This window comes from uncultured Fluviicola sp. (assembly GCF_902168135.1).
In the GTDB taxonomy this organism is placed as follows: domain Bacteria; phylum Bacteroidota; class Bacteroidia; order Flavobacteriales_D; family Crocinitomicaceae; genus Fluviicola.
The window spans coordinates 32,292-56,540 of sequence record NZ_CABHOL010000041.1 but is presented as its reverse complement, the minus strand read 5'-3'; the positions used below and the strand labels follow the sequence as shown (position 1 = coordinate 56,540).

Genomic DNA, 24,249 nt, shown 5'->3' with positions numbered 1-24,249 from the left:
TCAGGTGTGTTCTATTTTGTATTTAAGGGACTTGTGGTAAAAGCTTTTGTTACCTCAGGAATAGCATAAAAAACCAATACTTTCTCTTTATTAACCTGCACGTACTGTCTTTCAGATTTAGACAATCTGATTCCCAGGTCGTAAAAATTAAAATTAGGAGTACCGATATTCGCCAGATCCGAATCGCTTAACGTGATGTTCTTTTTCATCAGGCTGATCTGTTCTTTCGAAAGTGATTTTTTAGAAACCAGCTCATAAGAATGGTCCAATTCGAACAAGAGGTAATTGTATGAGTTTTTGTTGTACACATACAATTTTTCGGCTTGTTTTCCTTTGTTTTTGAGGATTCTTGAGTCAATGTCCTGGGAGAAAGACACCGATGTGGAAATAAGGAATCCCGCTACAATTATTAGTTTTTTCAACGCGGTTTGTTTTTAGTTCTGTACCTGACAGACAACAAAAAGTCGGAAAGGTTGTCTCATGAGGCAAAACAAATTTAACAAAAAAGTCCGTTTTTTGTTGTCAGGCTTAACAACAATGCTTGGAATTCTTTAAATCCTAATAGTATCGAAAGAAGAACTCTATTCCCAGAACCAGGCCTGCAAAGCCTATAGCGAAACCAATGATCAGTTGAGATAAAGTGTGGAGCTTCAGATACATCCTTGCCGACATGACTATGCCGCTGGCAATAAATGCAAGCACCAGGATCCACATTGGAAAAAGCAGCATTTTACTGTAATACATGTACAGAAAACCGGTTAAAATTCCCATTCCGGCGGCATGCAGGGAAACTTTCCAGCGAAAAGTAAGAATTGTACAGACAACCACCGCTATCAAAGACCCCAGTGACAGTCCAAAAATAAATCGTGCACCGGGAAGATTTTGAGGGACTTTAAACAACAAAATTGCTAACAAAGAAATTCCGAATAAGACCGTCATTACTGCAGGAATGATCCGTTCCGTCCTTTTTTCCATCATTACGGAAGTAACCGAACCCCGGGTTTGAAGAAAAAGGACCGTTAATGCGGGAGCCAGGAATGAAAAGGAAGTGAAGAGGTATAAGAAAAACTCCTTTGCCCGTTCGTCTAGTGAAAACAGGCTGTCTCCCTGATAGAAATCAGCTTCCCAGCTTTCCGTATACATCGTAATAACAACAGCATATACAGGTGCTAAAAGCGGCAAAAAAAGCCAGGAAAGAATCTTGGAAACAACTTTCATTACAGTTCTTTTCTTAAACGCGCAACAGGAACATTCAACTGCTCTCTGTACTTTGCAATCGTTCTTCTGGCAATGTTGTATCCTTTATCATTCAGCAATTTCGCCAAATGTTCGTCTGTCAAAGGTTTCTTTTTATTCTCTGCTTCGATCGCATCAGTCAGGATTTTCTTCACTTCCCGGGTTGAAACTTCTTCACCGGAATCAGTTGAGAGTGATTCGGAGAAAAAGTACTTCAGGGAATAAACTCCGTAAGCCGTTTGCACATATTTTGAATTCGCAACACGTGAAACAGTTGAAATATCAAGACCCACAATTTCAGCAATGTCTTTTAAGATCATCGGTTTCATATTCGTTTCATCACCTGTCAGGAAGAACTCGTACTGATACATCATAATTGCATGCATCGTTGTATAAAGCGTTTGCTGGCGCTGGCGAATCGCATCAATAAACCATTTTGCCCCTTCCAGTTTCGTTTTCACGAACAGAAGCGCATCTTTGTCTGCCTTCGATGTTTTAGCTCCTTCACTATAGCTTCTAAGCAGCTGTTCGTATTCTTTGGAAACTTTCAGGTCCGGAGTGTTTCTTCCGTTAATGGACAACTCCAGTTTTCCATCAAACTCCGCAATCATGAAATCCGGGATTACCTGCTGGATGCTTTTCGAGTTATCTTTTAACGAACCTCCCGGCTTCGGATTCAGCCGGATAATCGCATCGATTGCTTCTTTCAGGTCTTCATCTTCGATTTCCAGTTTCTTCTGGATCTTATCGTAATGTTTTTTGGTAAACTCTTCGAAATGGTCTTCCAGGATCTTTTTAGCCGTAAATAAGGTAATATTTCCTTCCTGGATGCGTTCGATCTGAAGCAGCAGGCATTCTCTTAAATCACGCGCACCGATTCCTGCCGGGTCCAGTTCCTGTACAATTTTCAATACGTGTTCCACTTCTTCTTCGGAAACCATGATATTGGAAGAAAAAGCCAAATCATCTACAATCGCATCCAATTCGCGATTTAAATAACCGGATTCATCCAGGTTACCTATGATCGTATCCGCTATTTGAAATTGGGTGTCGTCCAAATCCAACAGATGCAATTGCTCAGTCAGTTTATCCTGGAAGGAAGAATCCACGGAAAGCGGAACTCCGCGCTCCTCATCGTCCTTGCTCTTATTGTTTACCTGTGTTTTATAATCGGGAGTATCGTCGTCGAAATAGTCACTGATGTCGAAATCGTTATCGAATTCGTTTTCATCATCTTTGTAATCGTCTTCCGGATCGTTATCGTAATCGTCCTCTATTTCCTCAGCACCTTCGTCCAAAGCCGGATTTTCCTCCAACTCCTGCTTGATACGCTGGTCTAATTCCATGGTAGGAACCTGCAACAATTTCATCAATTGAATCTGCTGCGGGGAAAGTCTTTGTTCCAGTTTTTGAGTGAGCTGCTGCCTTAGTGCCATTGAGGATTTTATTCTTGACTAAAGATAAATAAACTAAAGGAAAATAAAAGGATTTATTTCAAAGGAGACTTTCCCGAAAGATTCGGGACTCAGTCTCCTTTATTGAATTTATTTAAAATTCTGCGTTCTGCGGTGTACGCGGGAATGGAATTACGTCACGGATATTCGTCATACCGGTTACAAACATCACCATTCGTTCGAAACCTAATCCGAAACCGGAATGCGGAACGGAACCAAAGCGACGTGTATCCAGGTACCACCACAATTCTTCTTCGTGAATTCCGAAATCGGAACATTTCTTTTTCAACACATCCAAACGCTCTTCACGCTGAGATCCGCCGACCATTTCCCCGATTCCAGGGAATAGGATATCCATTGCTGCAACAGTCTCTTTTCCTGGTTCACATCCGTCGTTTGCACGCATGTAGAATGCCTTGAACGATGCCGGATAATCCGTAATGATCACAGGACGTTTGAATTCTTTTTCAACCAAATAACGCTCATGCTCCGACTGTAAATCAGTTCCCCAGTTTACATCGTACTTGAACTTCTTTTTCTTGTAATGGTTTGAATTCATCAATACATCGATCGCCTCAGTATACGTAATTCGTTTGAAATCATTCGTTGTTACAAACTGCAAACGCTCGATCAATCCTAATTCGTTTCGTTCGTTCTGTGGTTTTGACTGTTGTTCCTGTGCTTCGCGCTCGTTCAGGAATTTCAGGTCATCTGCGCAGTTCTTCATCACGTACTCACAGATGTATTTCAGCATGTCTTCCGCCAAATCCATGTTGTCGTGAATGTCGTTGAAAGCCACTTCCGGTTCGATCATCCAGAACTCTGCCAGGTGGCGGGAAGTATTGGAGTTCTCTGCACGGAACGTTGGTCCGAAGGTATAGATCTGGCCCAAAGCCAAAGCAGCTAATTCTCCTTCCAGCTGACCGGAAACTGTTAAGTTTACTGCTTTTCCGAAGAAATCTTCCGAGAAGTTCACAGATCCATCTTCGTTCAAAGGTGGATTTTTAGCATCTAAGTTCGTTACGCGGAACATTTCTCCTGCTCCTTCTGCATCCGAACCGGTAATAATCGGAGTATGAATGTAGTAGAACCCACGATCGTTAAAAAACTGATGAATGGCATAACTCACAGCATGACGTACTCTGAAAACCGCTCCGAACAAGTTGGTACGGAAACGTAAATGCGCCTGCTCACGCAGGTACTCCAAACTGTGTTTTTTCGGCTGCATCACCGTTTTTTGAACTTCATCAGGATTTGCTTCACCGATGATCTCAATTGCTGAAACCTGCAGTTCTACAGCTTGCCCGCTTCCTTGTGATTCGGTCAAAACACCGATTAATCCAACGGACGCAGCTGTTGTTATTTTTTTCAAAATTGCCTCGTCAAAATTCGACGCTTCCACTACACCCTGCAAATTATTGATAGTAGAACCATCATTCAATTGAATAAAACGGTCGTTGCGAAATGATCGCACCCAACCCTTCACAAGGTAAGTTTCCCCGACTTTCGGTTGACTTAATAAATCAGCAATTTTTGTTCGTTTCATGTTGTTTTTCTATGAATTGCAAAAATAGAAGAAAAAGCGTAGCTTTTGATAACTGAACAAGCGTTAGTGCAGTTCAGCAAAGAGAATTAATAAAAAAACCATAACTTTTGATAATATCCGGCTTCGGCTGGTAACATTGTGCATATCCATAACAAATTGCTATCAGACCACGATTTCCAATACCAGGTACCAAATTCCGCTCGTAATGAACGAAAGTAAAATCGTCATAAACACAATCAGGTTACTCAACCGCGGATTCAATCCGAACTGGTCATTTAAAATCCCGGCGCTAATCATGGTCCCCATCGAAGCTTCGAAAACGGAAATCTTTGTCTGCATTTCTCCGGTATGAAACATCAAAGCCAATCCTAAAATAATCAATGGAGAAAGAACTAATTTGTAAAAAGAAGCCGCTAAAATGGGTTTGATCACATCCCGCATTTTTCCTAATTCAAACTGCAGACCAACCGAAAATAGTGCCAGCGGAGAAAGTGTCAGTGCCAGAGTTGAGACCAAGGGATTGATTGGTTCCAAAGAAATGAAATGCGGTAAGACCAATGCTGCGATAATGACCAGGAAAGGTGGGAATTTCAGAAGCTTCAGACTGATTGTCCTAAAATCTGCTTTGGCACTCCCGGAAGCTCTCATTGCAACAATCGATGCAAAAACGGCGAGCATGAAGAATGACATTTGATCTGTCACTGCGGCTATGGATAGGTATTTTTCGCCATAATAAGCTGAAATTAACGGAAAACCTATAAAAGAGGTGTTTCCCAGTCCGGTAACGATCCAAAAAGCAGCTTTCGTCTTTCTGTCAAAATGAAAAGGTTTTGAAACCAGTTCAGCCAATAGCCACGCTCCAAGCCAGCAGATCAGGGGAGTGATTAACGGAACGATAAGATCGCCCGACCAAACGATACCGGGAAGGTATTTCAGAGTCGCGGCAGGAAGCGCCACATAAATAATCCAGACATTGATCCCATGATGACTTCCTTTTGCAAGAACGCCTGATTTTAGAAGTACGAAGCCGGCCAGGAAACAAACTCCAATGAGGATAAAATTCGACATGGCCCAAAATTAGAGCTTATCGATGAATCCGTAGGGAAATAACTTGCTAAAAAGGTATAGTCAATTAACCAGCTTCACTTCTTGAGGATTGCTCTTCTGAAGTCGAAATATTTAGTAATTCTTTCACTTTTGCAGCAATCGATCCGGCATCAAAACCGCAATCAATGTGCAATTGTTCCGGAGTTCCATGATGGATGTATTTATCCGGAATTCCCAATCGAACTACATGTGATCGGTAGTTATGATCTGCCATGAATTCTATAATCGCCGAACCAAATCCACCCATGATACAGCCGTCCTCAACAGTAATGACTTTATCGAACTTGGTAAACACTTCGTGCAATAAGGTTTCATCCAATGGTTTGGCAAAACGCATGTCATAATGCGCCACAGATGCTCCTGTTTCTTTCAGGGATTGAATGGCTTCCTGGGCAAAATTCCCCACGTGACCGATCGTCACCAAGGCAATGTCTTCTCCGTTGCTTACTTTCCGGCCCTGACCAATCGGGATTGCTTTCATGGGCGTTTTCCATTCGGTCATAACCCCGTTTCCACGTGGATAACGAATAGAGAATGGTCCGTGATTTTCAGCCTGGGCAGTAAACATCAGGTTTCTCAATTCTGCTTCATTCATCGGTGCTGAAACGATCATATTCGGAATGCTGCGCATGTAAGCAATGTCGTAAGCTCCGTGATGCGTTGCTCCGTCTGGTCCGACCAATCCACCGCGGTCTAAACAAAATACTACGGGAAGATTTTGCAGAGCAACATCGTGCAATACCTGGTCATAGGCACGCTGCATGAATGAAGAATAAATATTACAAAAAGGTATTAATCCCTGTGTAGCCAGACCTGCTGAAAACGTAACAGCATGCTGTTCGGCAATTCCCACATCAAATGCACGATCCGGCATAGCGTCCATCATAAATGTCAATGAACAGCCGGTTGGCATTGCAGGAGTGATCCCCACGATCTTTTCGTTCTGTTCCGCCAATTCCACAATCGTATGTCCGAATACATCCTGGTATTTCGGAGGCTGTGGGGATTTCGGAACAATCTTAACGATTTCACCGGTTTCTTTATTGAAAATTCCCGGTGCGTGCCATTTGGTAGGGTCTCCCTCTTCCGAAAATTTATACCCGGCTCCTTTTCGCGTGATGCAGTGCAGGATTTTCGGTCCCGGAATATCTTTCAAGTCTTCGAGTACTTTCGCCAAACCAATGGTATCGTGCCCGTCTACCGGACCGAAATAACGGAAGTTTAAGGATTCAAATAAATTACTCTGCTTCAGGATCGACCCTTTCAAAGCTCCGGATATCTTCGAAACGATGGATTGTGCATCCGGTCCGAATTTGCTCACTTTTCCAAGCAGTTTCCAAACCTCATCTTTCACTTTATTATACGTGTGAGAAGTCGTGATATCCGTCAAATATTCTTTCAAGGCACCCACATTCGGATCGATAGACATGCAGTTGTCGTTCAAAACCACCAATAAATCGGCATCTTTCTCAAATCCGGCATGATTCATTCCTTCAAACGCCATTCCGGCAGTCATGGCTCCATCACCGATCACAGCAATGTGATGGCGGTTCTTTTCTCCTTTGTAACGGCTTGCAACAGCCATTCCCAAAGCAGCAGAAATAGATGTGGATGAATGACCTACACCAAAAGTGTCGTATTCGCTCTCGGAGCGCTTGGGGAATCCGGAGATCCCGCCTTTTGTACGGTTTGTGTGGAAAACATCCCGGCGGCCTGTTAAGATCTTGTGACCGTAAGCCTGGTGGCCAACGTCCCAAACCAACTGATCGTAAGGAGTATTGAATACATAATGCAATGCAACTGTCAATTCCACCACTCCCAAACTGGCCCCAAAATGCGAGTTCCCAATTTCGGAAATGACATCGATGATGTATTGACGTACTTCATCTGCAACCTGTGGCAATTGATCCACAGTCATTTTATCCCTCAAATCCTGCGGGATAATGATTTGTTCCAATAAAGGGCCTGCTTTATAAGGATGCATAAAATCGGTATTCAACTGCAAAGTTAAGCCTTCACGAGTTGGTTAACAAACAAACTGCGGGTTTATTTTGTCCCGATCTGAATTTAAAGATTTTTTGGGAATGAGTGCTTATTAATTCTTCATGATTTTAAATACCTGGCTATCATTTTCAGAGTCCAAACGAATCAGGTAAACTCCCTGAGACCAGTCGGATGCATCCAGATCATAAGCCGTGTTTCCGTTTAGAGTTTGTGTCAAAACAGGCGCGCCTGATAAGGAACAAACCGAAACACGGTAACTTTCCGAAGGATTCTCTATTTTGATAGTGATCAGGGAACTTGTTGGGTTTGGATAAAGCGTAATTTGTCCTTTCTGAATTTCTTCCACACCGAGGTTTATGATCTCTAAAATTTGAGATGAAGTGCTACACCCATCTGCGGTTGAAACTACCACATAATACGAACCGTCCTCTGTTGGAGTAAACGATTGCTGGGTGGCACCAGGTATATCTTCATTCGTTTCCGCGTTGACCCATTGATAACCGGTTCCACTAACAGACGCCGTCATGGTGAAAAAATCCCATAGAATAGAGGCCTGAGGAGCGATACAGAGTTGGTACTTCAGTAAATAACCGTCTGAATAATTAGAACTTCGAAGGAGTTGTACTTCACTGGAAGGATCGAAATCCACACTGATTTCATGCACACTGCCTGTAATCCCCACCAGGCCATTTCGATAGGCGATGTGTGTGATGTATTGCGTGGACAAAGGACCAAAGGAGAATACGTTATGAACCTCTCCGTTCGGATCAAAATATACCAGGAAGTTATTGCCGGTCCCTCCAATTGCGTTTCGATGAATGTTTGGATTTACAGAAAATTGGATGTTTCCCGAAAAATATCCTCCCACAAGGATGTTACCGGAACTATCAACAATGCACGAATGAATCTCATTCACAGAGTAATTATCAAAAAGTTTAGCCCAATTGAATTGTCCTGTTGCTGAGTATTTCCCTACAAAAGAATGGAGGTTATTCGTGGTCAAATTAAAAACCGATGAAGACGGATCACAATCAAGCGTTCCTTTAAAACTACCTGCCAGAATAAGATTTCCGGCATGATCCTTTTGGAACTCACTGATATTTAAATAATATGTTGAATTGAGTGTTTTTACATATCCGGGAATTCCTGTATTGGAATAGGAAGCAAAAAAAGTTGCCTGCGCATGCAACGAGGTGTAATTGCTTACACCTCCGTTCAGGTTTAAATTCGCCGTTCCTGAAAAAGCACCCGATAGGTAAAAGTTACTTATCCCGTTTGGAAGGATCTGAAAAGATCTGTCAACCCCATTCCCTCCTATTGCACGAAGCCAGATTATGTCTCCGCTAGCATTCAAACGAGCTACAAATATATCTTCTGACCCATCGTTTGAAACAAGCATCGTATTGACTCCTTGTACATCGAAAAATACGGTGTCAGTAAATGTTCCTGTTACAAAAATCTCATCGTTTTCATTGAATGCTACATCTGTGAGTGTCACTCCTCCATACGTTTCCGTGAAAATTCGCTTTGCCCAGATTAATCCTCCAGAGTCATCAAATTTAAACAGCCCGTACCTGGAACTTAAATCGGTCAACGTATCTGCAAAGGTATTGGTAGGAGTTGTGAAAGCCAGGCCACCTGAATACATCACTGAAACCAGGACATTATTATCAGAATCCGTTAACGGTGGAATATTAATGGTCGCCAATACATTATTTCCGGCAAAACTTTGTGCCCAAACCAGCTCATTTGCAGCATCGTAATGACACACATATGCCGAACTGACAAGGCTTCCTGAATCTGAATACGCCAAATTGGATGTTAGGTCGAGGTCTACTTGTTGCCTGTAAACACCAGTTACAAAACTTCCCCCTTGTTCGTCAAAAACTACTCCGGTTGTTGATTCATTTGAAGCATTCATTAGACTATTTGACCCGATAAAAGAGCACCAATTAATTGCCCCGGTATTCAAAAACGATGCTAAGAAATAAGTATTCGTTTTTGGGGGATGAAGCGTGTTGTTGGTTTGGTCCATATCCACAAATTTTCCAGCTTCTCCAAGTACTACCAGGTTTCCGTCAGGGCTAAGAGAAACTGCATAACCGTAGGATAAATCCTGGTTAGCCGGGCCAGGACTTATTTCAAAGAAATGCTCCTGCGCCACATTTCCGATAGCATCAAATTCCAAACGACTAAGATCAGACTTGTCATCAAATGCAGTGCCGGAATGACTTAGGGTATCACTTGCAGTATAGATGGTGTGACTTTTTCTACTTAACAGGTAGCAATGCCCGTTTTCAGAAAGTGTCACATCCCAAAAAGGCACATTAAATGCGGAAGAAGTGAGCTTGTTTACGTATGTTAATTGGCAAGTATCATCATACTTGACAACAAACACATTGTCTGTAGAGGAAGCTGTAATTGTATTTTGACCCAAGGTTACGGAGAAATCGCGCGTACCTCCAAATTTTCCCATTATGAGTATTTCACCGGATTGGTTTACTCTGAGTTGTTGCAAATCTACCCAATCCAGGCCGGTGCTCATACGCGCCCACACCATTGAACCATTCGTATCGTATTTACAGAAATAAATCCCGATATAATAGGAGTTAATTCCATAACTGGTATTTAAGAGATAGGTCCCGGAATTAAAGTCCGCATCCAAAACACCTCTAAAGACACCGGATATACACATGTTCCCATTAATATCACTCCCGATACCGCTGACATTCAAATCATTGGAATTTCCGGAAGGTGTTGATTTTGCCCAAAGCACATTCCCACCAGCTGCAAATTTTGCTAAAAAGATGTTGTTTGAGGAACCGTTGAGTAAATAAGGATTTCCGAAACCTCCCAGGTCAATACTATTCTGATAAATTCCGGTAGCAATGACTTCGTTATCATTATTCAGGTTGAAATGAAAAGATTGGGTCTCGAAAGATTTGTACCAGATTAATACCCCGTTGCTTGTATACTTGGCAAGGAATTTCGAATATTGCCCACCCGAATGAATGATTTGACTTCCATTGAACCCTAAATCAATAGAATCCGGGACTTGCCCGCTTAAATAGACATTTCCGTTTTGATCCGCATGAATATCCATGATATCCGAATCCGTATTTAAAACGGTTGTTTTCTCCCACAACAACTGGCCATTCGGAGAATATTTAACGAAAAACACCTTTTCCTTTCCGTCCAATGATTGAATCAGCTGTTCATTTGGAGAAGGATCAATATCGAGTGTTCCATGGAATCTGCCGGCTATGTAATGATTTCCTAAGGAATCCACCGTCATTTGCACATAGTGCATGTCCCCATAAGATTCCTTATTACGAAAAACCGCTCCAAAATCAAAACTCAAAGAATTCTGAGCAAAATTTACAGAGCAGATGAAGCTAAAAAAAAGAATCGTAAGTGATTTGATTTTCATGATTATAGGTTACGAAAATCAAATATATGAATTTATCCGCTAAACCATATCCCAGCCCGCGACGAAAATAGGCTTGGAGCGCAGTTCGTCCATTTTCAGCGGATTTTTGCGGAGCACTACCACATCCACAATCGGCTGCGGAGTCATTTTATGGAACAAGCCCCAGTCAACATATTGTCGGGTTTCCCGCCAAAGCGCATCTCTGCGGTCAACAAACCAAAGCATCATATTGACTTTTTCTGCTGCTAAAATTCCTTCCAGCAAGGCAGATAAAACACCCGGATCGTTGTCTTTGACCCATATGGATTCCGGAACCAGGAAACTGTGATTCTTTGGTTTTACTATTCGTCTGATCCCGGGAGTAATGGTAATCAATTTGGTGAAAATTCCGCCCAGCATTCCCGGCAGACGTTCAATCACCCAATTGGCTTTGGTTACTTTGACAAAGCCTGTAATTTCTCCGGATTGATTGAAGTAACCGTAAAAAGGGCCTTTTTTGGCATGATGCTCCACAAAATAAGCATGTGAGCCGGAAACTTTTTCCAGGCAGGTATTGATATCCTCTTCCGACTCTATGAGTTTAACATGTGCAACTGAACGCGGCTTTGTACGGCTGAAAGACTGGGTGATCAACTGTGCTTCCGTGCGGAATCCGAATTGTTCGGACATCCACTTACTGCGGTCGTTTGCAGGGTCGATGTAAGCATAAAAGGCATCCGGAGCATCTCCCAGTTTGCCTTCAAATACCTCATCAAAAAAACTCGCCATCTCCATTTTCAAACGCGAATTGCTTTTAGGCACGCGATTGACATTTTTAGATGCCTGTTTCTGGTTTGCAAAAGCGAAATAACGCACATACCATTGTTTTCCACGATCACACAAAGTCAGGTTTCCCTGCACTTTTCCATCCCGTTCCAGGGATATGAACAAAGGATTATCCGCTTCTAAAATACGTGTCGGTGTATCCAAATGCTTGTAACGCGCACCGTTTGTACCCAATGTGGTTTGGGTCAATAAATCAATTAAAGCGGGCGATGCTTTTCTGCGGATTGTATACCTGTTCGAAAGTCCCATTATTAAATAGCCTGGTTAACGATATACTCTGCTTCCTTTGGAGTAAGGTCTTTATTTTCTCCTAATCCCATCCAGCCGCGCTGTACAAACCGGTCGTGAATAATTTGTGCTGTATCGTGGTAATCGGAAGTATATTCCGAAATCCGTGTTTTAACGCTCAATTTATGGAAAAATTCTTCTGTTTTGGCAATTGCTTTGCGGGCAACCTGATCGTCTGATCCTTCCAGTTTCCAAACACGCTTACCATATTGTGCCAATTTTGCCTTTTTGCTCTCGAATTTTACTTCATATAATCTCGGAGCAATGATAGCTAATGTCTGTGCATGATCGATTCCGTGTAAAGCTGTCAACTCATGACCGATCATGTGTGTTGCCCAGTCGGTGGTAACTCCGCAGCGCAGTACTCCGTTCAAAGCCTGGTTTGCAGACCACATCAGGGTTGCAGCAAGCTCGTAATCCGCCGGATTTTCCAATACCTTCTCCCCGATCTCAATCAGGGTAGAAAGAATCCCTTCCGCATAGCGTTCCTGCAATAAATTCTCTCCTTTGAAAGTGAGGTATTGCTCCATGGTATGCGTATAAGCATCAATGACACCATTCGCAATTTGGCGTTTTGGCAAAGTTGCCACAAAAGTCGGGTCCAATAAGGCAAACTTCGGGAAGAACAGTGGTCCGCCCATCGTTCTTTTCTCTTTCAATTCCGACCGGCTGATTACCGCCCCGGAGTTGGATTCCGATCCGGTTGCAGGAATAGTCAGGATACATCCGAATGGAACTGCAGAACTGAATGTACATCCGGGAACCTGGGTCAATACATCCCATGGATCTCCGGCATAATTCACCGCACCTGAAATAAACTTCGCTCCGTCAATGACAGATCCACCACCAACTGCAAGCATGTACCCGATCTTGTGCTCGCGGATATATTCGACTGCCTTCATTAAGGTCATATACTCAGGATTTGCCTCAATTCCTTTAAAAAAATGCAGTTCCAAATCTGTCAGTTCCGCTTTCAGTTTGTCCAGAAATCCGGATCTTTCAATGGAACCTCCACCGTATAAAATGATTACTTTTCCATCAGCTGCCTGGGCTTTGAGCAATTGAGAGATCCGGGGTAGCTGATCCTTACCAAAAACGATGGTTGTTGGAGTTGTAATTTCAAAGTTGTTCATACAAACTGCTCTTTCTAAAATTAAGGACTGTAAAGATATGAAAACAACAACTAATTTAAATCAAAAAAACAGTGCTTTTTCATACGCAAAGTTTCACCTGATCCCAAACTAAATTTCAGCAGTTCATTCATCTGTCCGTCAGGAAAAAGGAAACATCAAAAACATTCTAATAATCAATGAATTACGATTAAAATAACTAAAAACTAATTCCTTATTATTCTTAGCCGGGTATTCTCAGAGAGTCACGAAAAAGGACCTTCAAAATCATCACTGAACCGATAGCATTCATTTTCAACCCGTGAATGTTGATTCCGATAGCTGTCGTAATATCATTTTGCATTTCAATAACATTTTTTCACACAACAATAGTTATGAATCAAAATTAACTAAGTAGTTTTGCAAAAAAGTTTAACCAAATGGTTAAACTCAATAATTAAACTATGGGATTAAAGGATTCAACAACGGAAGAAAAGATCTTAGAAGCTGCTAAGGATGTTTTTATGAAGTATGGACTTTATGGTGCAAGGATGCAGGACATTGCTGATACTGCGGGGATCAACAAAGCATTGCTTCACTACTATTTCCGAAGTAAAGAGAAATTATTTGACGCCGTTTTCGACGGAGCACTGGAAAAGTATTTCTCACAGATGAGAGTAATCGGGGATACATCGCTTCCAATCAAGGAGCGTTTGATGCAATATGTGGATAATATGTTCGAGTTTTTCAGCGAATACCCTCAAATGTCCATGTTTATCATCAAGGAGATTTCCATCAACCCGGAAATGTTCCACGAAAAAGTAAAACACATGAAGAACCAGCGGTCTTTGCTCATTCCAACCCTGGAAGCAGCTTTTGCAAATGGTGAAGTCAAACCTTTCGATCCCGTATTGTTTATGGTCAATCTGCATTCCATGTGCGCATACCCGTTCCTGGCATCCCCGCTTTATAAAGTCATGCTGAAAAAACATGGCTATGACTGGGATGGCGATGCTAAAGACAAAATCAAACAGTCTGTCAAAGATTTCATTTCCTTCAAATTTCAATAACACAAACAATTATGTACAAATTACTTACAGCACTGAGCATTGCCGTTGCAGGAATCGGGTTTTCACAAAACTCCATTTCGCTGGATTCGTGCATTGCCTGGTCGAAGAAAAACTATCCATTGATCAAACAAAACGAAGTTACACTACAACAGACTGAACAAAACGAAAAGGCAATCCGTGAGAACTGGCTGCCAAAACTTTCATTCATGGGACAGGCAACTTACAATACCGAAGTTGTTCAATTCAATTTCCCGGGAATGGACCTGAAATTCCCGCACGATGCTTATATGACCTCTCTGAGTTTAGAGCAGGCAATTATCGACGGTGGACAAACGAAATCACAGCACAGCGTTGAACGCCTGAGTTCCGAATTGACCATTCAGCAGAATGAAGTGGAATTGTACAAATTGGTGGAGCGTGTCAATCAACTTTATGTAAATGTCCTTTTAGGTCGTGAGAACTTAAGAATCCTGGAACTTTACAAAGAAGATCTTTCAAACCGAGCTAAAAACATGAAAGCCGGCGTAGACAACGGATTAGTACTGGCAAGTTCCCTTGACGAACTGGAAGCCGAGATTCTGAAAACGGATCAGAACATCATCGAGTCAAAATTCCAATTGGAAGGATTATACAAAACGATGACGCTTTATACAGGAAAACCGATAGATGATAATACAGTGATGGCAGAAACCCCGATTGGCGGAACTGCTGCACGCATTGAAATCCAGCGCCCGGAAATGAAGATTTTCGATTTACAGGCAAAACTATTGGACGCGCGTTTCAAACAAATCAATTCAAATGCGATTCCAAGAGTAACTGTCGGGGCTGCAGGTAACTACGGCCGTCCCGGACCAAACTTCATCAACCAGGAACTGCGTTTTTTCGGTAGTGCAAACTTAACGGTACGCTGGAACATCAGTTCTCTATACGGGTTGAAAAGAGAGAAAACAAAAGTTGAACTGAACAAAAGCCTGATCGAGATTCAAAAAGAAGCATTCCTTTTCAACATCGAATCTTCTTTAAATACACAAACAGCTCAATTAAATGCCCTTGCACAAATGATTGAAAAAGACGATGTAATCATTGAAAAAAGACACAGTGTAACATCAACAGCAACTGCTCAAATGGAAAATGGCAAGATCACCGTTGTAAATTATTTGTCACAATTAAACGCTGAACTTCAGGCAAAACTCAATAAGAAAGTTCACGAAATCAAACGCATGAATGCCATTTCAACAATCAATGCAACATCAGGTTCAATCAAATTTTAATTCAAACACTCATGGAAAAGGAAACAAAAAAAGAAAAGAAAGGCTCTAAAATGAAATTCATCATCGGAGGTGTTATTGCTGCAGTGGTTGCAGGAATCGTCATCTTCCTGATGGGCGGAAATACGGAATCAACGGACAATGCACAGTTAGACGCCAATATCATCCCGATTCGTTCTTCGATCACGGGCTATGTCAAGGAAGTATTGTTCGAAGACAACCAGGAAGTGAAAAAAGGACAATTGCTCGTGACAATTGACGACACGGAATACAAAGCAAAGGTAGCTCAGGCCGAAGCTGCATTGGAGAATGCAAAAGCAAACCTGAATGCTGTAAAAAGCAACGCGATGGCTTCCAATCAAAGTGCAAGCGCTGCGATGTTCTCTACGGAAACAACACAGGAAAGCATCAATTCAGCGAAAGCGCGCCTGAATAAAGCAAAAGAAGACAACAAGCGTACTAAAAACATGTTTGCGGCAAAAGCGGCAACACAGGCAGAGTTGGACAACAGCAATGCAGAACTGGAAGTGGCGCAGGCTGCTTATGATTCGGCTTTGAAACAATTGAAAGTTTCCCAATCCCAATCGGCAGGTGTGAGATCGCAGGCTTTAGGACAGGTATCCATGATATCTTTGGCTGAAGCATTGATACGTCAGCGTGAAGCAGAATTGAAACTGGCTTTGACACAATTGGACTATGCAACGATCGAAGCTCCCTGTGACGGGATCGTATCCAAAAGAAGTGTTGAAGTAGGACAATACGTTTCTACAGGTCAGGCGGTTTGTTCGGCAATCGATAATTCAAGCCTTTGGGTAACTGCAAATTTCAAGGAAACTCAATTGGAAAACATGAAGATTGGTCAGCCGGTTGAAATTAAAGTAGATGCTTATCCGCATATCAAACTAACAGGTAAATTGAACTCATTCGTAGGTGCAACAGGAGCTAAATTCTCGTTATTGCCTCCTGACAATTCAACCGGTAACTTTGTGAAAATCGTACAACGCGTTCCTGTAAAAATTACGATTGACCATCTGACAAAAGAAGAAGCAAAAATCCTGTTCCCCGGATTAAGCGCATATGTATCTGTAAAAGTGAAGTAATCGTGGAAGGAACTGCTTTAAAAACACCCATTGTATATCCAACGGGGGCTGAAAAGTGGATCCTGGTAATCACGGCGATCAGTTGTGCCATTCTCGAATTACTCGATACGACCATTGTCAACGTTTCATTACGTGAGATCAGTGGTAACGTAGGTGCAACAACAACAGAGATCGCATGGGTTGTAACAGCTTATGCTATTTCAAACGTGATTATCATTCCGCTTACAAGTATGCTCAGCGACCTTTTCGGACGCCGAAATTACTTCACCGGCTCTGTGATTGTCTTCACAGTGGCATCGCTGATGTGTGGTCTTTCAGACAGCCTATGGACGCTAGTTTTCTGGCGCTTCGTGCAGGGTTTAGGTGGTGGTGGTTTGCTTTCAACGGCACAATCCATTATCATCGGTGCATTCCCGCCGGAAAAAATCTCTACCGCAAACGCAATTTTCGGGATGGGATTGATCCTGGGACCGACTTTCGGGCCAACTCTTGGAGGTTATATTACGGATAACTTCTCCTGGCACTGGATTTTCTTTGTGAACATTCCTATTGGTATTGTGGCAACGATCTTAAGCTATCGCTACGTCACAGATCGACCCGGGGCCGTCAAGCCCAGGAAAATCGACTGGTGGGGAATTTTGTTCCTGGTAGTATCCGTGGGTTCCATCCAGTATGTACTGGAAGAGGGAACTGCCGAGGACTGGTTCGAAAGCCATGAAATCACAGCCATGACTATTATCGGACTGGGTGCACTTGCTGCTTTCATTATCCGGGAATTACGCATCGACTATCCGGCCGTAAATATCCGTTTGTATAAGAACTACAACATGATCATGGGTTCCATCATGAACTTCCTGCTCGGCTTGATGTTATTCGGAACGGTATTTATCTTCCCGCTTTTCGTACAGATCTCTTTGGGCTGGACAGCTACGCAAACGGGCATGTTCATGATTCCGGGAGCGCTGTGTACTGCAGTCGCCATGCCTTTGGTAGGCCGATTACTGGGAGGCGGAATGAACCCGAAAACAGTTATCCTCTTTGGAATTGCCATGACCTTCAGTTTCGTGATGCTCTTGTCGTTCTCTTCACCGGATTCTTCGGAGAACAATTTCTACCTGCCGTTCGTACTGCGCGGTTTCGGGATGGCATTTATGATGTCACCTATCCTTTCGCTGGCTGTCCAGGGACTAAATCCGAGGGATATGCCGCAGGCAATCGGTTTGGCGAACATGATCCGTCAGTTGGGAGGTTCTGTTGGTATTGCTTTGATCAACGTTTATTTGACAAATACCAATGCATTGGTCCGCGGGAACATGATCGGTTATATCAATCAGTACAGTGACGCGGTTAACGAGCGTCTGCAGGCATTTACCCAGAATTTCGTTTCCAAAGGATTTGATTCGGTACAGGCAGCAGAAATGGCCAATCGAACACTTGATGGTCTGATGACCCGACAGCAAATGCTCGTGAGTTACAATCACGGATTTTTCATGGTCGCCTGTCTGATCCTGATCTGTATCCCGGTGGTATTCCTGATCCGTTATAAGAAAGGCTCAAAAGCTGTTGTAGCAGACGGTCATTAAGTTTGAGTTACCCCTAATAATTAAACAGATAAACCTTCTTTTCAAGGATGTTAACCTTGGAGGAAGGTTTTTTGATTTAGCTCCATAACCGAAACGGGAATATGCTTCAGGCAATATTAGCTCTCTTTAACATTTTCTGTGAATGTGGCTTTATCGCAGGGTTTTCCAACAAAAAAAGGTGTTAAAATCCGAATTCTGTGAATAAGTAATTGTTACCATTCATCCTTTTCGCTTTGGTCCTTTGAAAATTCGATTATTTTTGTGCGAATTTCAAAAATTACGTTGCAATGTCACAAGAGAAAACAAGATACTCAGATAGTGAATTGGAAGAATTCCGTCAATTGATCAACGAGAAGTTAAAAGAAGCAAATGTCGACTATGACATGCTTAAGGCATCTTTGTCAAATGACAATCATGGGACCGATGATACGGGCAGAACTTTCAATATGATGGAGGATGGGTCGGAAACGTTATCTCGTGAAGAAGTAGCTCAGTTAGCAGCTCGCCAGGAGAAGTTTATCGAAAACCTGAAAAATGCCCTGATGCGTATTGAGAATAAAACCTATGGAATCTGCCGTGTTACGGGTAAATTGATCCAAAAAGAGCGTTTGAAACTGGTACCGCATGCTACATTGAGCATCGAAGCTAAAAACATGCAAAACAAATAAGTTGAAAAAACAACTCTATATCGTTTTAATAGCGGTATTCTGCATATTGCTGATTGATCAGATAACAAAAATTTGGGTGAAGACCCACTTTAATTATTACGATCCTCCTGTAAATGCCATTGGTTCGTGGTTTCGATTATTGTATATCGAAAACCAGGGAATGGCATTCGGGACAACCTTTGGCGCAAGTATCTGGGCCAAATTGGGATTGAGCATCTTCCGCATATTTGCAAGTATCGCAATCGCATATTACTTCGTAAAACAATGGCGCAAAGGAGCTAAAACAGAATTTCTGTTAGCAGTCGGACTGGTTTTTGCCGGCGCAACCGGAAACCTTATCGATTCCATGTTCTACGACTTCATTTTTGACTATGATCCTTGTATCGCATTCAATCACCTGGAAGGATCCGGGGTTTGGTCGGATTGCGGTATTATGGGCAAACAGGAAACGCGCCATACCGGATTTTTACTGGGCAACGTAGTGGATATGTTCCAGTTCAATGTTGAATGGCCTTCCTGGGTTCCGTGGTACGATAAAAATGGAGACAATCAAATCTTCCCGGCTATCTGGAATGTAGCAGATGGAGCTATCAGTGTCGGGGTGATTATGATCATTTTTAGACAGCGAAAGTACTTCCCGAAGGAAAATAAAGGGAAAGCAGTTCCAAATACAAGTGCTGCTTCAACCGAAGAAAATATAGCAGGAACGGAAGAGTAATCTTCCGTTTTTTGATCCATTCAAATTTTAAAATCGGAGTCAATCATCCATTTTTCACGTAATCGAAATGCTGGAATTGTTTGTCGTTTGGCTTTGTTTGCAGCAATATTCGGCTTGATATCATTCTGAGAAGCCCATAACGAAAGCGGAACAATCCTTTTGGCTGTTAGCTGAGTTATCCTTTTGTGTAACGATTCCTGCAAAAGAAGAGCAAAAAGTTTTGTAAAGCCATCATACCGCATTGTCGTCGGATAACCATTGAACAGCGGATAGTATTCGGTGTGTTTGCTCTTGTTTTGAATAATGATTGGCGGGAGCCCATTATTCATTAATTGAAGATTAATGAATATTCTCCCCATTCGTCCATTGCCATCTACAAATGGATGAATAGTTTCGAACTCTGCATGAAAATGCGCTATTTTATCCAAAAAATAACCGCTTTTAGTTGTGTTGTATTGTTCAATGAGTTCGTGCATTAATTGGTTTACAAACATGGGATTTGCACCTAAATGATTTCCTATTCGAACCCATTCTTTCCCGCTTCTGAAACGTCCGGCAATGTTGTCATCAATATTGGTAAGTAGTAATTTGTGTAAATGCAATATCAGCTTCACGGATTGTTTTTGCTTAGGTTTAGCAAGCAGCATTTCAGTAATTTGTGCTAAATTCTTTGCTTCAAAGACTTCCCGAATGTTGACCGCCCGGGGAAGCTCATTTCCTATAAGGATCTTTTCCGTATCTTCTAAAGTAAGTGTAGAATTCTCAATGGCATTGGAGTTATAAACCATTTCCGGAATTTCGGTAAGGGAAATCTCTTTCAGAAGGTCTTCATTACCCGGTAAAAGCAATAAATACTTTCTCTTCAACTCATCTAAACGGTTTATAGTTGTTTGATTTATCACACTTATCTTTTAGATAAAGATAAACAACTTTACGTGAAAAGTATTAAAAATTCAATACTTTTCACGTAAAGTTGACAACTACTTCCCTGTCGACCAAAGCTTAAATAACTTTTCTTGCTCCGGGGTCATGTCTTTGATAATCTCTATTGTATTGTAAAGCGTTCCTTCCTTGAATTTCGCCGGGAAAGTAAGTGGTACTTGTTTTCCTTTTCGTTCCACATGAATGGTAACCATAGTCCCTTCAGGTAACAGGCTTCCGTCTTCGTTCTTGTAAACCTTCTTCAGCTCCTGGTAATCCACTATGTCCTTTGCTTTCAGACCAAACACATTGGTTTCGTCCGCTTTTTTAATCACCACTTTTCCGTTGATGATCCGATTATCAGCAGTAACACCGCAATCCTTGTCTGTAAAGAAATGAGCCGGAACAGTTCCTTTTTTCGATTTCGAATAATCAATACCGATAACCTTAAACGTTTCCTCGATTGCCAATGGCGTTGTTCCTTCTACATACCTGGTAAAGAAATTCTTCAAATCCGGATGAACAAGTGCCACAAATTCATCCATAAAGGTTTCTTCGTTGAAAGAACGGCTGCTTCCGTACTTACTACACAAATCGAAGATCACTGTCTTTAAAGTCTTTGTACCGTTTGTCAGGCGCATGATCTCAATATCGAGCAGCATTCCCATAATTGCACCGCGATCGTAAACCTGGGAATATTGATCGGAATAAGGTTTGTCAAAAACGTTCGCGCTCATTACTGTAAACGGCATCTTATCCGGGTAAGATGATGCACTCATGATTTTACCTTTAATCGTATTTTCAACCGTTGATTTTACAGATATCAAACCTCCCTGCATCGCAACAATCACCGAGAAATATTCCGTCGTGCCTTCATACAGCCACAAATGCTTAGACATTACCGGCTTAGTATAGTTAAACTCTCCGATATACTGGCTGTGCAGGCTCAGAGGCGAATAGATATGCATGAATTCGTGAATTCCTGTTTCGTAGACCATATCGGTATAGCTGTTATGACCGAAATCGGGAAGAAAGTAAGAAGAAGAATGTCCGTGTTCCAAAGCACCGAACCCTTGTCCACCCAAAGATCTCCCCAGCTTTATTTTTTGGAAAAGACCGATCTTTTTCTCACCGCTGAAAACAGCTTCCAATTCGCGGTAATCCTTTATGAAATTTAAAAAAGCGTAGTTATCTACAGGAAGCTTCCCGCCAACGAAGCGGTCAATAGCAACCATGGCCGAATCGATCTTATTCTTGATATAATAAGCCGAAGAATCTATCCCTTCATGATAAGAAGCAATAATCACATTTGTTCCCTGCACACGGATATTTTCATCTTTTTCGTGGGTAAACAAAATGGGGTTGTCGATGAGGTCGTGGTAATTTTTACTCCAAAAAGTGACCTGGTCTTCCGTGGTTGATTTGCTGACAAGCGTCGTAAAGCCGTTCAGGTTTTTGGGTTTCTTGAAGGTAATGTCGTATTCATTGTTCCATTCCAGGCCGAAATACCCAAAAAGGCCCCCATTATTGATATAAAAGTATTTACCGCTTTCAAAACCCGTTCCGGCAGGCTCAAAGATCTTGGTTTTTCCGTTTTTTTCTTCCCAGGAATCGTCCACCAGGTATTGTACTTTGGCTACATCTTTTCCGGGAACGATCACAAAAGAATTATTGCCTTTTTTCTTCACTTTCAAAGCCTTTCCTGCCGAATCAAAAGCCTTGAATTGAGTAATAAACCGGCCGTAGTCCAAAACGGCATAGGTTCCGGGTACTGTCATCGGGAAATTAAAAACTGCGGTATCTTTTCCTTTATATGCCGTATTTAATGTCACGGAAAGCTGGTCTTTTACGCAATTATTCAGATCGACCTGGTAGCTCATCTTTTGTGAGAATGCACCAAACGCAAGGGTGCAGGGTAATAGTTGAAAAAGTAGTTTCATAGTTTTAGTTATGGGATTTGATGGTTTTTATGAGATTAAAGCCAATACTTTGTCAACGTCCTCCGGTGTATCAATATTGGGTGTTTCAATTTCAGTTTCTACAACCCGGATAGCATAGCCATTGTATAACCAGCGCAATTGTTCCAGGGATTCGATCTGTTCCAGTTTTGTCTCTTCCAGTTCACTTAATTGAAGCAGAATATCGGAACGGTAAGCATACAATCCGATGTGTCTTAAGAACGGATAAATTTCCAGAGGCTCTCCTTTGGCATTGGCGAAGTTTGGAATTGGGCTGCGGGAGAAATATAGTGCGCTGTGGTTCTTATCTACCACCACTTTGATCCGGTTGGGGTTTACGATATCCTCCATTCCGATCTTCCGGGAAGCAAGTGTTGCAATTTGTACGTTCGGATCATTGAAAGCCTGTAATAATTGATCCAGTTGTTTTGCATCCACCAAAGGTTCATCACCCTGTATATTGATAACCACATCGTATGTTTCCGAAAGCGTTCTTACGATTTCTGCACAACGGTCAGTGCCAGTCGGGTGTTTGGCATCAGTCAGCATGACTTTCCCTCCGAAACCGGAAACCTCATCCACGATCCGGATATCATCCGTAGCCACAACAAGGTCTGTCAGAAGAGAAGACTTTGCAGCTCCTTCTACAACCCGGCGGATCATGGTTTTTCCTTTCAGATCAATGAGTGGTTTACCCGGAAAGCGGGAAGAGCCGTAACGGGCCGGAATGATACCGAGAATACGCATGAATTTTTGTTTTCTTTATTCCAAATATAGTTATTCAACCGAATTCTTATCGGTATAGGGTGTCCCTGCGGTTAAAAATGGGGGTTAACCGGGGTAAAACGATTACCCGGCATTTGTAATTCGCAATTCGGAATTATCTTTGTGCCATGAAACAGATCAATTTCTTAATCGCCGTCCTAACCTTTTCGTTCAACCTTTTTTCCCAGGAACAACCAAACCTGGTTTCTTCCTCCAAAGTAACCACAATCGGGTATTGGAATATCGGTGACAAAGTTTCTTACCAGGTTTCTCAAACCGATGTTACCAACAAATCAGGGAGCACACAGCCGACCAAGCAGAAATCAAACACCTATGACCTGGAAATAAAGGTAATCGACAGTACGGACCACAGTTATGTACTGGAAATGAAATACCTGAAATCTGCTGTTGAAGGTTATGATCCGCAGTTGCAGGAATTAATGAATTCGTTTCAAACAAGTGCACCGATCCGTTATCAAACGGATGAATTAGGGATCTACCAGAAAATTTTGAATACAGCCGAATTACAGAAGGACTTTAAAAAGAAGTGTGAAGAATTCAAAAAGCAGTTAGTTGTAAACAAGGGTGCAGAAGCTGCAAAACCTGTAATTAAAATGCTGGATGATGTGTTGATCGAATTTGCCAAGCCGGAAAATATCGAGGTGCTTTATTTAGGCGACATTATGGCAATCCACGGCAATTATGGAATGGAACTGGTTTTGAATAAACCTGCGGAAATTGATGTGGAGATTCCCTGTTTGATGGACATTGTGGTAAAAGGGTCCGGAAAGATTACCTTACAAACGATCAATAAGACAAAGGACCTTGCATCGATCTCTATCAGGTACAAACCGAACCAGGATGAATTGAAAAAGTACATGAAGAAGTTTTTCGAATTATTTGTTCCGGCGGAGAGTAAGGAATTCAAGATTGACGATATGAAGATCGATTTTGAGGATACCGAAAAACTGCAAATGCAATTAAGCAGCGGCTGGATGCCTTCCATTCAAACAAGCAGAACTATCAGCGTTACTTTCGGTGAGGAGAAGATCAAAAAAGTGAATGCTACCAGCTATACTTTTAAATAATTGATTCTTAGTTAATCGGTTTTGCATGATCAACCTTTGGGCTTTCAGTTAAAAGGGTCATTTGGCATTCGCAATCAACTTTGCGTTCTTTCATTTTGCGGTTAAATATAA

19 protein-coding genes are annotated in these 24,249 nt (G+C 42.0%); 7 read left to right on the top strand and 12 right to left on the bottom strand.

Going from position 1 to position 24,249, the window contains the following annotated elements; genetic code table 11:
• Positions 1 to 11: 11 nt before the first annotated feature.
• The 9 genes from QZT69_RS14165 to QZT69_RS14125 form a co-directional block, all read right to left on the bottom strand.
• The gene (locus QZT69_RS14165) at positions 12 to 422 is read right to left on the bottom strand and encodes a hypothetical protein (protein ID WP_294675688.1); all 411 of its coding nucleotides are present in this window, start codon (positions 420 to 422) and stop codon (positions 12 to 14) included.
• Between the two features lie 136 nt (positions 423 to 558).
• Positions 559 to 1,218 carry a hypothetical protein gene (locus QZT69_RS14160; protein WP_294675682.1) on the bottom strand — a complete coding sequence of 220 codons (660 nt, stop codon included), beginning with the start codon at positions 1,216 to 1,218 and terminating at the stop codon, positions 559 to 561.
• Positions 1,218 to 2,672 (bottom strand): RNA polymerase factor sigma-54, encoded by a 1,455-nt coding sequence (rpoN, locus tag QZT69_RS14155; protein WP_294675675.1) that lies wholly within the window; start codon positions 2,670 to 2,672, stop codon positions 1,218 to 1,220. The genes QZT69_RS14160 and rpoN overlap by 1 nt, the downstream gene beginning before the upstream one ends.
• Positions 2,673 to 2,784: 112 nt before the next feature.
• On the bottom strand, positions 2,785 to 4,236 hold the full coding sequence (gene asnS / locus QZT69_RS14150) for an asparagine--tRNA ligase (protein WP_294675670.1): 1,452 nt from the start codon (positions 4,234 to 4,236) through the stop codon (positions 2,785 to 2,787).
• A 162-nt stretch (positions 4,237 to 4,398) separates the two neighbouring features.
• Entirely contained in the window at positions 4,399 to 5,304 is a 906-nt protein-coding gene (locus QZT69_RS14145) for an AEC family transporter (protein WP_294675665.1), read from the bottom strand.
• A 64-nt stretch (positions 5,305 to 5,368) separates the two neighbouring features.
• Positions 5,369 to 7,327, bottom strand: coding sequence for a 1-deoxy-D-xylulose-5-phosphate synthase (dxs, locus tag QZT69_RS14140; RefSeq protein ID WP_294675658.1), 1,959 nt, complete (start codon positions 7,325 to 7,327; stop codon positions 5,369 to 5,371).
• Positions 7,328 to 7,438: 111 nt separating this feature from the next.
• Positions 7,439 to 10,777: a T9SS type A sorting domain-containing protein gene (locus tag QZT69_RS14135; RefSeq protein WP_294675656.1), complete on the bottom strand. Its 3,339-nt coding sequence runs from the start codon at positions 10,775 to 10,777 to the stop codon at positions 7,439 to 7,441.
• A gap of 39 nt (positions 10,778 to 10,816) precedes the next feature.
• The gene (locus QZT69_RS14130; protein WP_294675655.1) at positions 10,817 to 11,851 is read right to left on the bottom strand and encodes a hypothetical protein; all 1,035 of its coding nucleotides are present in this window, start codon (positions 11,849 to 11,851) and stop codon (positions 10,817 to 10,819) included.
• Positions 11,852 to 11,853: 2 nt separating this feature from the next.
• Positions 11,854 to 13,023 carry an iron-containing alcohol dehydrogenase gene (locus tag QZT69_RS14125; RefSeq protein ID WP_294675654.1) on the bottom strand — a complete coding sequence of 390 codons (1,170 nt, stop codon included), beginning with the start codon at positions 13,021 to 13,023 and terminating at the stop codon, positions 11,854 to 11,856.
• A gap of 440 nt (positions 13,024 to 13,463) precedes the next feature.
• Here QZT69_RS14125 and QZT69_RS14120 point away from each other — a divergent pair, with 440 nt between their 5' ends.
• From QZT69_RS14120 to QZT69_RS14095, 6 genes are all read left to right on the top strand, one after another.
• The gene (locus QZT69_RS14120; RefSeq protein WP_294675653.1) at positions 13,464 to 14,069 is read left to right on the top strand and encodes a TetR/AcrR family transcriptional regulator; all 606 of its coding nucleotides are present in this window, start codon (positions 13,464 to 13,466) and stop codon (positions 14,067 to 14,069) included.
• Between the two features lie 11 nt (positions 14,070 to 14,080).
• The gene (locus QZT69_RS14115; protein WP_294675652.1) at positions 14,081 to 15,340 is read left to right on the top strand and encodes a TolC family protein; all 1,260 of its coding nucleotides are present in this window, start codon (positions 14,081 to 14,083) and stop codon (positions 15,338 to 15,340) included.
• A gap of 11 nt (positions 15,341 to 15,351) precedes the next feature.
• Entirely contained in the window at positions 15,352 to 16,437 is a 1,086-nt protein-coding gene (locus QZT69_RS14110; protein ID WP_294675651.1) for an HlyD family secretion protein, read from the top strand.
• Between the two features lie 2 nt (positions 16,438 to 16,439).
• A complete protein-coding gene (locus tag QZT69_RS14105) occupies positions 16,440 to 18,020 on the top strand; it encodes a DHA2 family efflux MFS transporter permease subunit (RefSeq protein ID WP_294675650.1) in 1,581 nt (526 codons plus the stop codon).
• Positions 18,021 to 18,307: 287 nt separating this feature from the next.
• Positions 18,308 to 18,688 carry a TraR/DksA C4-type zinc finger protein gene (locus tag QZT69_RS14100; RefSeq protein WP_144334364.1) on the top strand — a complete coding sequence of 127 codons (381 nt, stop codon included), beginning with the start codon at positions 18,308 to 18,310 and terminating at the stop codon, positions 18,686 to 18,688.
• Between the two features lies 1 nt (position 18,689).
• Positions 18,690 to 19,406 carry a signal peptidase II gene (locus QZT69_RS14095; RefSeq protein WP_294675649.1) on the top strand — a complete coding sequence of 239 codons (717 nt, stop codon included), beginning with the start codon at positions 18,690 to 18,692 and terminating at the stop codon, positions 19,404 to 19,406.
• A 20-nt stretch (positions 19,407 to 19,426) separates the two neighbouring features.
• Here QZT69_RS14095 and QZT69_RS14090 read toward each other — a convergent pair whose 3' ends face one another.
• The 3 genes from QZT69_RS14090 to kdsB form a co-directional block, all read right to left on the bottom strand.
• Positions 19,427 to 20,308, bottom strand: coding sequence for a Fic family protein (locus QZT69_RS14090; protein ID WP_294675648.1), 882 nt, complete (start codon positions 20,306 to 20,308; stop codon positions 19,427 to 19,429).
• A 78-nt stretch (positions 20,309 to 20,386) separates the two neighbouring features.
• Complete coding sequence (locus QZT69_RS14085; RefSeq protein ID WP_294675647.1) at positions 20,387 to 22,267, bottom strand: hypothetical protein; 1,881 nt, start codon at positions 22,265 to 22,267, stop codon at positions 20,387 to 20,389.
• A 27-nt stretch (positions 22,268 to 22,294) separates the two neighbouring features.
• Positions 22,295 to 23,032 (bottom strand): 3-deoxy-manno-octulosonate cytidylyltransferase, encoded by a 738-nt coding sequence (gene kdsB, locus QZT69_RS14080; RefSeq protein ID WP_294675646.1) that lies wholly within the window; start codon positions 23,030 to 23,032, stop codon positions 22,295 to 22,297.
• Positions 23,033 to 23,178: 146 nt separating this feature from the next.
• On the opposite strand from kdsB, the gene QZT69_RS14075 reads away from it, so the two are divergent.
• Complete coding sequence (locus QZT69_RS14075) at positions 23,179 to 24,138, top strand: hypothetical protein (protein ID WP_294675645.1); 960 nt, start codon at positions 23,179 to 23,181, stop codon at positions 24,136 to 24,138.
• The last annotated feature ends 111 nt before the right edge of the window (positions 24,139 to 24,249 follow it).